This window comes from Pseudomonas sp. PvP100, from assembly GCF_017833055.1.
Taxonomy (GTDB): Bacteria; Pseudomonadota; Gammaproteobacteria; order Pseudomonadales; family Pseudomonadaceae; genus Aquipseudomonas; species Aquipseudomonas syringae.
In genome coordinates, this window is the sequence record NZ_JAFIBO010000001.1 from 5,528,729 (window position 1) to 5,542,719 (window position 13,991).

14 protein-coding genes are annotated in these 13,991 nt (G+C 59.5%); 9 read left to right on the plus strand and 5 right to left on the minus strand.

The window, feature by feature from the left end:
* Nucleotides 1-28: 28 nt before the first annotated feature.
* Nucleotides 29-1,222 (minus strand): diguanylate cyclase, encoded by a 1,194-nt coding sequence (locus JOE39_RS23935; RefSeq protein ID WP_210078202.1) that lies wholly within the window; start codon nucleotides 1,220-1,222, stop codon nucleotides 29-31.
* A 303-nt stretch (nucleotides 1,223-1,525) separates the two neighbouring features.
* Here JOE39_RS23935 and JOE39_RS23940 point away from each other — a divergent pair, with 303 nt between their 5' ends.
* Nucleotides 1,526-2,839, plus strand: a complete 1,314-nt coding sequence (locus JOE39_RS23940; RefSeq protein ID WP_210078201.1) for a PAS domain-containing methyl-accepting chemotaxis protein — start codon at nucleotides 1,526-1,528, stop codon at nucleotides 2,837-2,839.
* Between the two features lie 85 nt (nucleotides 2,840-2,924).
* Here the strand turns inward: JOE39_RS23940 and JOE39_RS23945 are convergent, their stop codons facing one another.
* The gene (locus tag JOE39_RS23945; RefSeq protein ID WP_004402501.1) at nucleotides 2,925-4,496 is read right to left on the minus strand and encodes an alkaline phosphatase D family protein; all 1,572 of its coding nucleotides are present in this window, start codon (nucleotides 4,494-4,496) and stop codon (nucleotides 2,925-2,927) included.
* Nucleotides 4,493-5,056, minus strand: a complete 564-nt coding sequence (locus JOE39_RS23950) for a GNAT family protein (protein WP_004402504.1) — start codon at nucleotides 5,054-5,056, stop codon at nucleotides 4,493-4,495. Before JOE39_RS23950 ends, JOE39_RS23945 begins: the two co-directional genes overlap by 4 nt.
* Before the next feature lie 201 nt (nucleotides 5,057-5,257).
* On the opposite strand from JOE39_RS23950, the gene JOE39_RS23955 reads away from it, so the two are divergent.
* From JOE39_RS23955 to JOE39_RS23990, 8 genes are all read left to right on the plus strand, one after another.
* The gene (locus tag JOE39_RS23955; RefSeq protein ID WP_003345964.1) at nucleotides 5,258-5,665 is read left to right on the plus strand and encodes a biopolymer transporter ExbD; all 408 of its coding nucleotides are present in this window, start codon (nucleotides 5,258-5,260) and stop codon (nucleotides 5,663-5,665) included.
* A gap of 2 nt (nucleotides 5,666-5,667) precedes the next feature.
* On the plus strand, nucleotides 5,668-6,426 hold the full coding sequence (locus tag JOE39_RS23960; protein WP_210078200.1) for an energy transducer TonB: 759 nt from the start codon (nucleotides 5,668-5,670) through the stop codon (nucleotides 6,424-6,426).
* Between the two features lie 20 nt (nucleotides 6,427-6,446).
* Nucleotides 6,447-8,729, plus strand: coding sequence for a TonB-dependent receptor (locus JOE39_RS23965; RefSeq protein WP_003421637.1), 2,283 nt, complete (start codon nucleotides 6,447-6,449; stop codon nucleotides 8,727-8,729).
* Nucleotides 8,730-8,754: 25 nt separating this feature from the next.
* Nucleotides 8,755-9,405 (plus strand): MotA/TolQ/ExbB proton channel family protein, encoded by a 651-nt coding sequence (locus JOE39_RS23970; protein ID WP_003421638.1) that lies wholly within the window; start codon nucleotides 8,755-8,757, stop codon nucleotides 9,403-9,405.
* 63 nt (nucleotides 9,406-9,468) lie between these two features.
* Complete coding sequence (locus JOE39_RS23975) at nucleotides 9,469-10,710, plus strand: phospholipase D-like domain-containing protein (protein ID WP_017277979.1); 1,242 nt, start codon at nucleotides 9,469-9,471, stop codon at nucleotides 10,708-10,710.
* A 54-nt stretch (nucleotides 10,711-10,764) separates the two neighbouring features.
* Nucleotides 10,765-11,250 (plus strand): GNAT family N-acetyltransferase, encoded by a 486-nt coding sequence (locus JOE39_RS23980; protein WP_198705566.1) that lies wholly within the window; start codon nucleotides 10,765-10,767, stop codon nucleotides 11,248-11,250.
* 250 nt (nucleotides 11,251-11,500) lie between these two features.
* A complete protein-coding gene (locus JOE39_RS23985; protein ID WP_210078199.1) occupies nucleotides 11,501-12,721 on the plus strand; it encodes an MltA domain-containing protein in 1,221 nt (406 codons plus the stop codon).
* A gap of 144 nt (nucleotides 12,722-12,865) precedes the next feature.
* Nucleotides 12,866-13,015, plus strand: coding sequence for a hypothetical protein (locus tag JOE39_RS23990; RefSeq protein WP_232924116.1), 150 nt, complete (start codon nucleotides 12,866-12,868; stop codon nucleotides 13,013-13,015).
* Between the two features lie 39 nt (nucleotides 13,016-13,054).
* On the opposite strand, the gene JOE39_RS23995 is transcribed toward JOE39_RS23990, so the two are convergent.
* Both JOE39_RS23995 and JOE39_RS24000 read right to left on the minus strand, forming a co-directional pair.
* Entirely contained in the window at nucleotides 13,055-13,516 is a 462-nt protein-coding gene (locus JOE39_RS23995; RefSeq protein WP_003345984.1) for an RES family NAD+ phosphorylase, read from the minus strand.
* Complete coding sequence (locus tag JOE39_RS24000; RefSeq protein WP_003345986.1) at nucleotides 13,513-13,962, minus strand: DUF2384 domain-containing protein; 450 nt, start codon at nucleotides 13,960-13,962, stop codon at nucleotides 13,513-13,515. The genes JOE39_RS23995 and JOE39_RS24000 overlap by 4 nt, the downstream gene beginning before the upstream one ends.
* Between the last annotated feature and the right edge of the window lie 29 nt (nucleotides 13,963-13,991).

The following is a 13,991-nucleotide window of genomic DNA, read 5'->3' on the forward strand; positions in this document are numbered from 1 at the left end:
GTAAAGCAGGATCCTACGGGATGTCATTTCACGCGAAGCACACGCAATTACGTCCGGCACGCTTGGCTGCATAGAGGGCATTGTCAGCCGCGCCAATCAGGTTCTCGGCACTGGTCATAGGCGCTGTCGCACACGCCACGCCGAGGCTGACGGTGACCAGCGCGTTTTCGCCGAGCACCGGGTGCGGCAACTTGAGTTCGGCAACCGAGGTCTGCAGGGCCTCGGCCACTTCTCTGGCCTGCACGGGATTGCCGATCATCAACACCAGCACCTCTTCGCCGCCGAACCGGAACGCCACAGCACCATGCTCATGCGCGCTTTGCTGGACTTTCTGACAGAGCAATCTGAGGCAGGTATCCCCTTGCGGATGCCCGTAGTTGTCGTTGTAGGATTTGAAGTGGTCGATGTCCAGCAGGATGATGGCCACGTTCGCCGGCGTATTGCGAGCGTGTTCCCAGACTGATGTCATCACTTCGTCCTGGTAGCGTCGGTTGAACAGCCGGGTCAACCCATCGGTACGCGCGAACTCCATCAGTTGCACTTGAAGCAGGCGTCCGCGAAGCGCAAACAGGTAGCTCATACGGCCTGCCCGCTCCAGAAAGTAGGAGGCCATCAGCAGCAATGCCACGGTCGAGACGAACAACACAGCGTTGGCCTGCCAGATCACAAAGTCGGCGAAGCTGGCAATGTAGGTAGTCGCCAACTGGATGATCAGCATGCAGGACATGGCGACAGCGGCATGGCGCAACGGCAGTTGCTGGATCATGGTGCAGTAGACCATGATCAACAGCATGCCGAGTTGATAAAAGATTTGATAAGGGCTGTTGCTGTGAATCATCACCAGCAGTGGCATGAGCGAGCACGCTACCGTGGCGAATGCAGCGATGGTTTCCAACGCCCAGCGCGTGGAAACCCGTTGGGCCAGCATCAACATCGCGATAAACATCGGCGTTATCAGGCACAGACGGCCCACGGCTACATAGAAAAATACATCCCGCAGTATCAGCCAGTCGCTGATCAGGAACAGGTTGTAGATCAGACAGCCGCCAATCCCTACCGCCGTCAGGAATTCGCGCCGCGGCAGCCGGGTTTCTTCCTGGTAGCGTTTCTCAAGAACACGGCTGAAGCGCAACGAGCCGACACCTGAAGTGATCGTCTGCTCGACCTCGGCAAGGAGTTGCGCATCTTCAAGGCTGGGGCGTTCAAGGGCAGAAACGAGCATGTGACACCGGGACATTAACATCGAGAAACATAGGACATCACGGATGATGTCTTAGTGCTATCAATGTATCGTGTGACCAGCCCAAAGTCGACCGGTGGTGGCTAACGGCGTGGCCTGGGTGACAAATGGCCGCGGGCTGTCATCACTGAAAACATCTCGCAGCAATGCGCGAGATGGCCTTTAGACGGGCGTTTTTTCTGTCGCAACCGCCCTGTAATTCAATCTGCCACCATCAGACGAAATGCCTTAAACCCGTCTACGCTTGTGTCGATATATACGTACAACCTCACTATGGGTGCCGTCATGTTCAACGCTCGCTTGAAAAAGGAATTACAGGCACAAAAGGCCGAGTTATCCATGTACCGGCAGATGCAGAAAGGGATGGATGCGCAAATGGTCTGTCTGACTCTGGACGCCAACCACCACATCGTCCACGCCAACGAGAACTTTCTCAATACGCTTGGCTACTCGCTCGAGCAATTGCTGGGTAAGGACCTGGACCACTTGGTGCCCACTTACGTCAAACAGCTTGATTGCTATCGCAGTCTCAAAGTGGCGGTGCAGAAGGGTGAGTCGGTCATCGACAGGTACCGTTTTCTGCATGCCGATGGCCGACTGGTTTGGATTCGCGCCCTCTGGCAGCCGGTGCTGGATGAGCAGGGCAGGCTGATGAAGTTGCAATGCTACGGATCGGACATCACCCAGATCGTCGAAACGGCTGCCGAGAACTCTGCGTTTATTCAGGCATTGTTGCGCTCCACCGCCGTGATCGAGTTCAACCTGAGCGGCCAGGTACTGACTGCCAACGATCAGTTCCTGCGCGGCATGGGTTACAGCCTGGCGCAGATCAAGGGTAAGCATCACAGTATGTTCTGTGATCCGGCAGAAACCTCTCAAGCGTCGTACCGGGAATTCTGGGCGATGCTCAACCGTGGCGAGTTCGTGGCCGGACGCTTCAAGCGTATCGATAGCAACGGGCGTGAGGTCTGGCTGGAAGCAACCTACAACCCGGTCCACGATGCTCATGGCAGGCTCTACAAAGTGGTCAAGTTCGCCACTATGGTGACCGACCAGGTGGCCCGCGAAGAAGAAGTCAGTCAGGCCGCCAGCGTGGCGTTTGAAATCTCCCAGCAGACCGACGTCAGCGCCCAGCGCGGCGCGGACGTGGTGCAAAACACTGTAAATACCATGCGCAAGATATCCGAAGAGATGCAGTCCGCCTCCTCGGGCATTGAAGCGCTGGGCAAACAGTCATTGCTGATCAATTCCATCGTGCAGACCATTGGTGGCATTGCCCAGCAAACCAACCTGCTGGCACTCAACGCCGCCATCGAGGCCGCACGTGCCGGTGAGCAGGGCCGGGGCTTTGCCGTGGTGGCTGACGAAGTCCGCCAACTGGCAGGCCGCACCAGCGCTGCAACCGAAGAAATCGTCAGCGTCGTCCAGCAAAATCAGTCGCTGGCCGATGAGGCGGTACGCGGTATGGCCAACAGCCGCACCCAGGCGGAACAGGGCCTGATGCTGGCCAACGAGGCCGGTGCGGTGATCGTCGAGATTCAGGAGGGGGCCAAACAGGTGGTGGGTGCCGTGGGGCGGTTTGCCAATCAGTTGAAATAATCCTGCTGTGCCCTTGTTGCATGGCGCAAACGCCTGAAGCCTGTCAATGCGAGCTTCAGGCGTTTCAATGGCTCATGCTCAGGCCTCACACCGCAACAGCCCCCGCCTTGCCAGCCTCCACCACAAAACCCTTCAGCGTCGACACGCTCGCCGCAGGATCCAGCACATCCGACACCACTTGAAAGCGGGTCTGCATGTGCTGCTCGCTCAGGTCCACTGCCACATAACCGCGTTGACGGCTGTCGAAGAACTTCACATGTGGGTTGAGGCCGAGAATGCTGTTGAAGGCGTCGAACGGTGGTCCGCTGGAGGTTACCGAGGTGCCGACGAATTCGGTGGCGACGATGGCTGAATCCGGATTGCCCGCGTCGGCGTGCAGGTCGGTGGTCCAGAACGAATGGATATCGCCACCCCAGAACACCGGGTTGCGGGTCTGGTGGCGTTGCAGGGAGGCCAGCACGCGCTCGCGGGTGGTCATGTAGCCGTCCCAGCCGTCGGTCCAGTGGCCCTGCGCCTGGGTCTTGAGATCGCGCTGTTCCAGTGGCGCGACCAGCAAATCCTGGGCAATGATATTCCACTGTCCGGGAGACTCGGCGAAGCTGCGGTCCAGCCAGGCTTCCTGTTCCCAGCCGAGCATGGTGCGTTTCGGGTCACGCAGATCCGGGCAGTCGCTGGGCGCGACATGACCTCGACGGCTGCCGTTGGCCTGGATGCAGGGTTGCTCGGAACGGTACTGTCGACCGTCCAGTACGTGAAAACGTGCCAGACGCCCATAGTCGAGGTTGCGGTAAATACGCATTTCCTGTCCTTTGGGCAGGCTGCTGGCGCGCAACGGCATATGTTCGTAAAAGGCCTGGTAAGCGGCGGTCCTGCGGCGCAGGAAACTGTCCACCGGCACGTTGGGGTCCTGTGACCACTGGGCGGCGTAGTCATTTTGCACTTCGTGGTCGTCCCAGGTGGCGACGCTCGGCGCACAGGCATGCAGCGCTTGCAGGTCGGGATCGGTCTTGTACTGCGCGTATCGATTGCGATAGCCCGCCAGGTCCATGGGGTCAGGTGTAGCGTGGTGACGCGGGAACCGAGGGTTTTCCGCGGACACGTTCATCTCATAGATGTAGTCGCCAAGGAAGAACACCAGGTCCGGGCGCTCCGCCGCTAGGTGTCGATAGGCGCTGAAGTACCCGGCCTCCCAGTGCGAGCACGACACGAAGCCGAACCGCGCCGAGACCATCGCGCTTGCCAGCGGTGCAGTACAGGCCTGCCCGACAGCGCTTTGCGCCCCCAGGCTCTCGAACTGATACCAATAAGGACGTCCAGGCTGCAAGCCGCTCACTTCGACATGCACCGAATGGGCAAGGCGCGGGTGGGCGGTGGCCTGTCCTGTGCGGACTACGTGAACCATGGCCGCATCGCTGGCGATCTTCCAGCGCACCTCAACGGGTTTGTTCAGCCCGCCATCGCCCGAGGGCGTCATCACCTTGGGCGCCAGACGTGTCCATATCACGAAGCCGTCCGGCAACGGATCGCCAGATGCCACGCCGAGCGTGAATGGATAATCGACCCCCGCGCTGCGCGCAAACGGGCTGAGGATCGACAGCAATGTTGCACCGGCCACTCCGGTGATGATGCGTCGACGGTCGGGGTTGAAATCTGTCATGACGTGGCCTCTGATGATGCGTATTCCGAGCGCAACAGGCTGAACAGCAGCATGTTTTTGAACACACCGTTTTTCAGAAATGCCTCTCTGGTACAGCCCTCATACGATAACCCGCACTTCTCCAGGACCCTGGCGCTGGCCGGGTTGTCGCTGAAGCACTGGCCAGCGATGCGGTTGAGGTTCATGTCCGTGAAGCCATGCTTCAGCAAGCCTTTAGCCGCTTCGCAGGCATAACCCTGATTTTGGTATCGCGTTCCTGTCCAGTAACCCAGATGGCCGCTGTGGTGCGACATCGAAAGGCGCAGCGAGACGATCCCGGTCAACTCTCCGGTTGCCTGGATGTGAACCCCGAGGCTCACCGTCTGACCGGCGGCGTATTGGTCGTGGGTCTGTGCGATGAATACCTGCGCATGCTCAAGGGTGTAGGGGCTGGGCAGTGCCGCGGTCATGGCCGCAATGGTCGGCTCGTCGGCCAGGCGTGACAAGGTAAGCGCCTGTTCAGGCTGCAACGCGGCGAGCAGCAGACGCGAGGTTCTGATAGTGGGCAGCGGGCGACTCATCCGTATTTTCCGTCGGGTTGAATGCTCAAACGCTGGCGCGTTGTTATGGCATTTCCGTGACGGCCTGAAGAATCATTTAAGTGCCATGAGATGTACAGGTAACCGCCATGTAACGGTCATGTATCGGTCTTGTAAAACAAGCCGGTCGGTCACGTTCGGTTGCTAGATTCTCGGCCTCTAAGAAGAGAGCGAGAGGCTGGCATGAGAACGTGGGACGAACCTAAAAAGCGCAAGGCGCACATCGAACTGATCCCCATGATCGACGTGATGATGTTCCTGCTGGTCTTTTTCGTATTGGTAAGCCTGAACGTGATTCCGGCGTTGGGGATGAAAACCCAGTTGCCGAGTGCCAGCAGTTCACAGCAGCTCAAGCCGCAGAACAAATCGATCCTGACGCTGGGGCTCAACGGCGAATTACAGCTTGATGGCAAGGCGACCACGGTCGACGCCCTGGTGCCTGCCTTGAAGGCGCTGGAAAAACCCGACAGCAAAACCACGATCATCGTTAACAGTGACAAAGGCGTGGAAGTCGCCCGTCTGGTCGAGATCATGGACACCCTGCGTCTGGGTGGTTTCACGTCGGTCTCCATCGCCACGCGCAAATCCTGATCATGTATTTCCTGTTTCGTGTACGTCAGTGGCTGGGAGGCTTGCCCGCGCTGGTGGCGCTTATCGCAATCGTGATCGGTGTGCAGACGCGTCCGCTGAAAATGGAGCCGGTCTACGACGAGTCGGCCGTGGAGCTGGCGCTGATCGAGCCCGAGCCGCCTGCGCCCGAGCCCGTCGTGCAGCCCGAGGCGCCTGCGGTACAACCTGACGAGCCGCCACCTCCGCCGCCTGTAGTCGAAAGCGAAGAAGCCGAGCCGGCGCCACCGCCGCCCAAGCCCGCTCCCAAGCCAAAACCAAAGCCGGAGATCAAGCCAGAACCACGGCCTAAACCCTTGCCCAAACCGGCAGTGGCAATACCCGCCGAGCCGGTTCAGGCACCCAGCAAGCCGATCGCCAGCGCCCCGGTTGCGCCGCCGTCACCGCCTGCGCCACCCGCAGCGCCGAAGGTCGACACCCAGGGTATGGAAGGTGGCTACCTCAAAGGGCTGCGCAGCGAACTGGACGGTTACAAACAATACCCGACCGGCCGCCAGGCCTCACTGGAGCGCCCGAGTGGCGAGGTTGTGGTGTGGTTATTGGTCGACCGCCAGGGGCGAGTGCTGGACTCCGGCATTCAGACCCAGGCCTCCAGCATGCTGCTCAACCGCGCAGCCGCCAACAGCCTGCGACGCATCAAGCAGGTCAAGCCATTTCCCGAGCAAGCCTTTGGTGGACGCAACGAACAGCGCTTCACCGCCACCTTCAACTACAGCGTGCAATAGCACTGACAAGGAACAAAGTGATGAAGTTTTCCAGAATTCACCTTGCGTTGGTCGCCGCGGGCATGAGTCACGGCATGGTTATGGCCGACTCGAGTGCCAGTGACGTCGGCACCATTGGTGTGCAAGGCAGGGCGACGGTTGGCGGTGGCTACATGGTGCAGGAGGAGAGCATCAAGGCGCGCTCCACGGTGACCAAGGAGGCGCTCGACAAGCAGACCGCGACAGGTAACGCGATCGACAAGCTCAAGTACACACCGGGCCTGAACATCTCCAGCGAAGACGCCACCGGTCTTTCCGGTTTCAAGTTCACCATGCGCGGGCTCAACTCCGATCAGGTCGGCATGTCGGTAGACGGGATGCCGATCAACGACTCCGGCAACTACGCGCTGTACTCCAACCTGCTGGGGGATCCGGAAAACATCGATCAGATTTTCGTGACTCAAGGCTCTGCCGAAAGTGACGGCCCGCATATCGGTTCCAGCGGCGGCAACATCGGTATCGTCACCATCCGGCCTACCAAGGAAACCGGCGCATTCGTCAAGCAGGTGGCGGGCAGCAACGGCACTTACAAGACCTTCGCGCGACTCAACACCGGAGAAATCAACGGGCTGAGCAACTGGCTGTCGATGTCTCACACCGAAGGTCAGAAATGGCGCGGCGATGGCGCGGTGCGTGCCGACAAGGTGGAGTGGAACAGCTTCTTCGACATGGGCTCGGGCAATACCGCCAACCTGATCCTCAAGTACCACGAGCAGGACAACAACAGTTACAGCCAGCTCACCAAGAGTCAGTTCCAGCAGAACGGGCGCAAGTTTGACCCTTATCCTTCGACGCCAGCGCTGGGCAGCAACGGTAAATTGTCCAGCTACTACGAGCTGGCGCAGAACCCGTTCCAGACGTTCACCGGCGTGCTCAATACCCAATTCAAACTGGCCGACAACCTGTCTCTTTCCGTCATCCCCTATTATTTCTGGGGTAACGGAAGCGGCGTGAACAGTTCTTCCTATGCGCTCAATCGCGGCTCGAATCAGAACGGCGTATTCGACCTGAGCAACCTGCCGACGGCGGCGGCTTATAACGCAGACGGGTCATCGACCACTGGCGTGTATTACCGTCCTTCGCGCACCCAGACCTGGCGTCCGGGGATCACCACCAAGTTGAACTGGGACGTCAACGACGAACACAGCGTACAGGTCGGCTACTGGTATGAACGCGCGCGTCAGTCGCAGACTCAGCCCTTCATCCGCCTGAAGAGCAATGGCAAGCCTGAAAGCATCCAGCCTGATTCGGATTACATGGTCGATGCCAATGGCAATGAGATTCAGGGTCGTGACCGCTATACCGTGACGCCTGCACAAAAAGTCTGGGCTCAGGACACCTGGTATTTCGCCCCGGACTGGACGCTGGTCGGCGGCCTGGCCTTCATGAACGTCGAACGCGAAGGCACCAACCACGGCAGCCTGACCGAGCGGCCGGAAAAACGGGACCAGACCTACAACAAGCTGTTGCCGAACGTCGGCCTCAAATACCAGCTGGATGAGCGCGACCAGTTGTTCTACAGCCTGTCACGCAACATGCGCGTGCCGCAGAACTACGTTCTGTATGACCCGGGCACCGGCTCCATCGACAGCAAGCCAGAAACCAGCTGGAACCACGAACTGGGCTGGCGCTACACCGAACAGGACATGACGCTGGCGGCCACGCTGTTCTACCTGCAGTTCAAAGACCGTCAGGTGTCATCAAAAGACGTCAATGGCGACTTTGCCGACATCAACGCCGGTGCAGTCGACAACAGCGGTCTGGAACTGGAATGGAGTGGCCTGCTGCCGCACCATTTCAATTACTACACCTCGTACACCTACACCCGCGCCAAACAGAAAGATGACCTGACCGTCTTCAATAACGGCGCCGCCATCGAGTTGCCCACCAGTGGCAAGCAATTTACCAACGTGCCGAAGAACATGCTGGCCGCCAACATCGGCTACGACGACGGCAGTTATTACGGGACCTTTGGTGCCAAGCTCACCAGCAAGCTGTATGGCGACCTGACCAACGACGAAAGCATTCCGGGGCGCACCATCTTCAATCTGGGCGCAGGGATCTACCTTCCGGTGGACAAGAAAATCGTCAAGGACGCCACCTTGCGCCTGAACGTCGACAACCTGTTCGACAAGGAATACCTGGACGGCGTGTACACCACCAAAACCAACGCGGGCACTTACAGCGGTTTCCGCGATGGCGACCCGGCCTACATCGTCGGGGTCGAGCGTACGGTCACCGTTTCTCTTGAAGCCAATTTCTAATCTTCATTGACCAGAGGTCCTTGCCATGGACATGAATCAGCTCCACGACATCACGTTCTATGTGATGTACGCCGCCATCGCGATAGCGATCTTTGTCGCGATCGAACGAGGCATCTACTTTGCCTACGTGCGTCGCCAGTCGCGGGCGCTGCAAACGGCACTCGGTGCCTCGGTGCACAGTGAAAAGGATCTGCCGGAGCCGCTGACACGGCGAACCAGCCTGCCACTGGAAATGGTCCTGCCGGTGCTTGCGCAAAAAAATGCGCAGGGCTCGCGCAGGGATCTGGATGACGTCATCGAAACACAGTACCTGAGCACTCGCGCACCGCTGGCCCGCAGCCTCTGGCTGATCGAAACCATCACCACCGCTGCGCCACTGTTGGGCTTGTTGGGGACGATTCTGGGCATCATCGATACCTTCAAGGCCCTGGCCAGTGCCGGGGTGTCCGATCCCGGGCAGATTTCCGCCGGTATCGGTACAGCGCTGTTCGCGACCGGGCTGGGTATTGCCATTGCCTTGTTCTGCGTGGTCTTTCACAACTACTTTCAGGACAGCCTGGAACGTATCAACGACCAACTCAAGATCCTGCTGATCCGCGCTTCCAGCGGAGCACGTGTGCATGACGAGGCCGAGCATCCGGTTGCGTCGGCCCAACCGAAATACCGGACGGCCTGATCCACTTAACGGCGCGTGCTCTGGCATGCGCCATCTTGTCTGTGTCTGGCGATGAGGCTCGCAATGCCCTTTTACCCTTCGTATCGTCGACTGTCCCTGAGCTACCGCGCCGTGATCGCAGCGTTACTGCTGGGCAGTTCGTGCGCGCAAGCAGACTTCGCCATCCCGGGTTTCGAACTGGTACACACCGTGCCGGTCGGGTCTGACCTGCAGACGCCTGACCTGCGAGCGCCTGGCGAGGTCTGGCGCGAGCTGTTTGACGGGGCTCGCCAGCGTATCGACATCGAACAGTTCTATGTCGCCGACCACGCAGGCTCGGTCATGGACAAGGTGCTTGAAAGCCTGACGGCAGCCGGGCAGCGCGGAGTGAAAATCCGGTTTCTGCTGGAAGAAAAAGGCCTGAAACTTTCCGACCCGCAGACCCTTGAGCGACTGCGCGCCATCCCCAACCTCACCTTGCGCGTACTGCCCTACGCAAAGCTCACGGGCAGCGGCATCATTCACGCCAAATTCCTGGTCGTGGATGGCCGACAGGCGTTCATCGGCAGTCAGAACTTCGATTGGCGCTCGCTGGAGCATATCCATGAAACCGGCCTGCGCATTGACGAGCCGACCGTCGTACGCCAGACGCAGGCCATATTCGATCAGGACTGGCTTGCCCAGGCGGCCATTACCGAGGGCAAACCGGTTCCTGTACCGCGCCCGGTCGATAGCACTTTGCCCAACGGCAATTACCTGATCGCCAGTCCGCAGCGCTATAACCCGCCGGGGGTCGTCGACTCCCAGACCGAACTGCCCCGTTTGCTGGCGCAAGCCAAAAGCGAGGTTCGTGTCCAGTTGCTGGACTACGCGCCCCTGTCCTACGGGCCCGACAAAACCCGGCCTTACTATGCGGTCATCGATAATGCCCTGCGCAGCGCAGCCGCCCGCGGCGTTTCGATCAAACTCATGGTGTCCGACTGGAACACCGGTATGCCCGAAGTCGCCTACCTCAAGAGTCTGGCCCTGGTGCCCAACGTGCAGGTGCGCATCGTCACATTGCCGATGGCGGCTCAGGGTTTTATCCCCTATGCACGCGTGATCCACAGCAAGACCATGGATATTGATGATCAGGTTGCCTGGGTAGGCACTAGCAACTGGCTGGGCGGCTACCTCGACAACTCGCGCAATCTTGAAGTGGTGATGCACGACGGCTCGATGGCCAAACGCATCGGCCAACTGCACGAGCAGCTTTGGGATGGGCCGTACGCCAAGCCCATCGACATCAATCGCGACTACCCGGAACCGCATCCGGGTAAGCCTTGACAGTAAGCAGATAGGTAGCCGAAAGGGCAGGGCAGCGTTAGTGAGGGGGCTGAAATGAGCTTGATCGTCCGTGCCATGGCAGACAGTGACTGGTCTTCGCTGGCTGTTATGTTTGAACAACCGGTATTCCGTTGGTGGACGCTTCGTATGCCGCACCAGTCAACCAGCGACGTAAAAAAGCTTGTCGAAAGTCGAGGTGCTTCTGGGCTGTCCCTCGTTGCCGAGTGCGATGGCATGGTTGTCGGCTGCGCCATGCTCTATCGTTTTCAGGGGCGCAGGCAGCATGTAGCTGATTTCTGGATGGGGGTTGCAGACAGTCATCATCGCCAGGGTATTGGTGACTTGTTATTGAACGAGCTCACCGCCACTGCCTCTCGATGGATGAATTTAAAGCGCCTGGAGCTTACTGTTTTCGTCGATAACAAGCCTGCTATCGCACTGTACGAAAAGAATGGCTTTGTCATAGAGGGCACGCACAGAAAATTCGCCTATCGAGATGGCGAGTACATAGACGCTTTCAGCATGGCAGCAGTCTACTGAAGTCTTTTAAAAGACCCTCGGAATGCAGCCTGTTTGTTATCAGGTACGAAGTCGGGGCCGTGCAGCACCGGCCCAACGCGTACCACTCATGAGCGCTGACTTGCTCGACTCCATCTTTCTCTTACGCCGCGTCTCCACATCATCCAGGTCGACTTTTCAGACAAACCCTAGGCCCCTCTGCCCGCTTCAGCCACAATGACGCCTTTCACCCACCAGCCTGCTGCGGGCTGTAAACGGATTGGTGCTACTGATGATGCTCTCTTTCAAGCCATGGTTGCGGGGTCTGGCGCTGGTTTTGCCACTGGCTGCGTTGCTGACCGCGTGTGACAAGTCCGATAAGTCCGATAAGTCCGACAAGCCGGTGACGCCGCCTGCGCCGCCGCACACCACGTATAGCCAGGCTGGCTGGGACGCGCTGCCTGCGGTGTCCGACGCGGATTTGCAGGCCGGTTTTGCCTCTTGGCGCAGTGCGTGTGTGCGTTTGAAATCTGATGCGGTGTGGGGGCCAACGTGTGCGGCGGCTGCGAGTCTTGCGGCTGCGCCTGATGTTGCGCAGATCCGCACCTTTTTGCAGGAGCAGCTGCAGGTCTACAGCCTGCGCGCCGACGGGGGCAGTGCCGATGGTTTGATCACCGGCTACTACGAGCCTGTTTATCCGGGCAGCCTGACGCAGACCGCCACGGCCAATGTGCCGGTGTATGGCATTCCGGACGATCTGATCGTGGTCAATCTGGACAGCATTTACCCCGAGCTCAAAGGCAAGCGTCTGCGCGGTCGGCTTGAGGGGCGGGTGCTCAAGCCTTACGACGACGCTGCGACGATCAGCGCGCAAGGCTTGAACGCGCCGGTGATTGCTTGGCTGACCGACCCGATGGATCTGCAGTTCCTGCAGATTCAGGGCTCGGGGCGCGTGAGTCTGGAAGATGGCTCGCAGCTGCGTCTGGGCTATGCCGATCAGAACGGTCGTCCGTATCGCGCGATTGGTCGCTGGCTGGTAGAGCAGGGGCAGTTGAAGAAGGAAGACGTGACCATGGGCAGCATCGCGGCCTGGGCCAAGGCGCATCCGGAGCGGATCAGCGAGCTGCTGGCGAGCAATCCCAGCTACGTGTTTTTTGCCCGTAACCCCGACAGCAACGAAGGTCCGCGCGGCTCGCTGAATGTGCCGCTGACCCCCGGCTATAGCGTGGCCATCGATCGCAAGGTGATTCCGCTGGGCAGTCTGCTCTGGCTCTCGACGACGCGGCCGGATGGCAGCAGCGTGGTGCGTCCGGTCGCTGCCCAGGACACGGGCGGTGCGATTGCCGGTGAAGTACGCGCCGACCTGTTCTGGGGGACCGGCGACGAGGCGGGCAAGCTGGCTGGCGACATGAAGCAGAAAGGTAATATCTGGCTGTTATGGCCCAAGGGCATGCCGTTGCCTCAGTCCGCAGAAACAGTTCCTGCAACAACCTCGGCTGCCGCTAGTCACTGAAATCCCTTCACCTCGATAGCTACCGTCCTGCTCGATGGATAGGTAGCTATCTTCTTCATGCCCCCGTTTTCCTTCCAAATACGCCTGGAATAGCCAAATGCAATGGGGCGAGAGTGCTGCCAACAGCGCCGCCAGAGCCATAGGTTGGATATACGTCCCGGGCTTCGTATTACTCATTATCGCAAGCGTGCCGTAATAGCCTTTGCTGTGGATGCCGTGCAGGTAAAAATCCTGGGTATTTTCTACGGTGGACAGGACTTTGAGGCTGTCTTTCAAGCCGATCTGGATGAGTGATAACACGTGGGGCAGGCAGTGGACTGACCTTTAGCCAACTCACCCCAAACGCGGATCGACCACAAACTCCAGCTCTTTGGCAGTTGCCACAACCGCCCTGAATTCGGGGTGCTGGACGTTGAGCAGGTAGTTGGACTCGCGCGGGATGATCACGCTGGGCACTGCCAGCGCCAGGCTCTGAGCGGAGGCCAGCCAGTCGTCGCCGAACGAGGCGGTTGCCGGTGGCGCGGGTTCTTCACGCCAGTCGCGGGGCAGTGTGTCCGGGCGCGCATTGAGGACGTGCTCCTCGGCAATCTGCAGTTCAAGCATCGTGTAGTGCTGAGCCACAGTGGCGTTGTTCAGGTGCACCAGCACTTCCAGCAGGGCCAGTGACTCGCTGCCCGCGCAGTACACGCAGGCGTTGCCCTTGCTGTTCCAGCGTCCGCCATAGAGCTTGGCGCCTTCGCCGTCGAAGGCCTGCGCCAGCCATTTGCGCTTGACCAGTCGATAGACCGCTATCACGCCACGACCCCGTGTTCCAGGCGGCCGATCAGGTCAAGCACTGCCTGAGCCTCGGCCGAGGTCGCGAGCATTTCCAGCGGCCTGCGATTGCCCAGCCCATAGACCGGGTTGGCCAGCCACAGACGAGTCGCTTCGGCGTCGTTTTCGAACAGGTCCAGCGTCGCCTTGTACACCGCCGCCAGGCGGAACAGCCGATCGCTTTCCTCGGCATTGAAGCGGCGTACCTTGAGGCGTCGCTGCAAGGTCGCCGGAGCGATGCCCAGATGTTCGGCCAGGGTCGAGCGATTCAGGTCGGTGTAATGCGCCAGACGTTCGAAGACTTCATACGGCAAGCCGTCATGCAGCGCCGAGTACAGCCGCGCACCTCGTGCAGGGATTCCCAGGTGTTGCCAGAAATCGTCCTGCCGGGGCACGGCCGGATGGTAGTCGCTTATGGGCAAAGACATGGCACACCTGCCTATCGAGTGATTACTAT

Excerpts from the sequence above, each read along its gene's own strand:
- JOE39_RS23940 (WP_210078201.1), top strand. The coding sequence starts at position 1,526 with ATGTTCAACGCTCGCTTGAAAAAGGAATTACAGGCACAAAAGGCCGAG.
- JOE39_RS24000 (WP_003345986.1), bottom strand. The coding sequence starts at position 13,962 with ATGTCTTTGCCCATAAGCGACTACCATCCGGCCGTGCCCCGGCAGGAC.
- JOE39_RS23985 (WP_210078199.1), top strand. The coding sequence starts at position 11,501 with ATGATGCTCTCTTTCAAGCCATGGTTGCGGGGTCTGGCGCTGGTTTTG.
- JOE39_RS23960 (WP_210078200.1), top strand. The coding sequence starts at position 5,668 with ATGTATTTCCTGTTTCGTGTACGTCAGTGGCTGGGAGGCTTGCCCGCG.
- JOE39_RS23975 (WP_017277979.1), top strand. The coding sequence starts at position 9,469 with ATGCCCTTTTACCCTTCGTATCGTCGACTGTCCCTGAGCTACCGCGCC.
- JOE39_RS23950 (WP_004402504.1), bottom strand. The coding sequence starts at position 5,056 with ATGAGTCGCCCGCTGCCCACTATCAGAACCTCGCGTCTGCTGCTCGCC.
- JOE39_RS23945 (WP_004402501.1), bottom strand. The coding sequence starts at position 4,496 with ATGACAGATTTCAACCCCGACCGTCGACGCATCATCACCGGAGTGGCC.
- JOE39_RS23980 (WP_198705566.1), top strand. The coding sequence starts at position 10,765 with ATGAGCTTGATCGTCCGTGCCATGGCAGACAGTGACTGGTCTTCGCTG.
- JOE39_RS23970 (WP_003421638.1), top strand. The coding sequence starts at position 8,755 with ATGGACATGAATCAGCTCCACGACATCACGTTCTATGTGATGTACGCC.
- JOE39_RS23935 (WP_210078202.1), bottom strand. The coding sequence starts at position 1,222 with ATGCTCGTTTCTGCCCTTGAACGCCCCAGCCTTGAAGATGCGCAACTC.
- JOE39_RS23955 (WP_003345964.1), top strand. The coding sequence starts at position 5,258 with ATGAGAACGTGGGACGAACCTAAAAAGCGCAAGGCGCACATCGAACTG.
- JOE39_RS23965 (WP_003421637.1), top strand. The coding sequence starts at position 6,447 with ATGAAGTTTTCCAGAATTCACCTTGCGTTGGTCGCCGCGGGCATGAGT.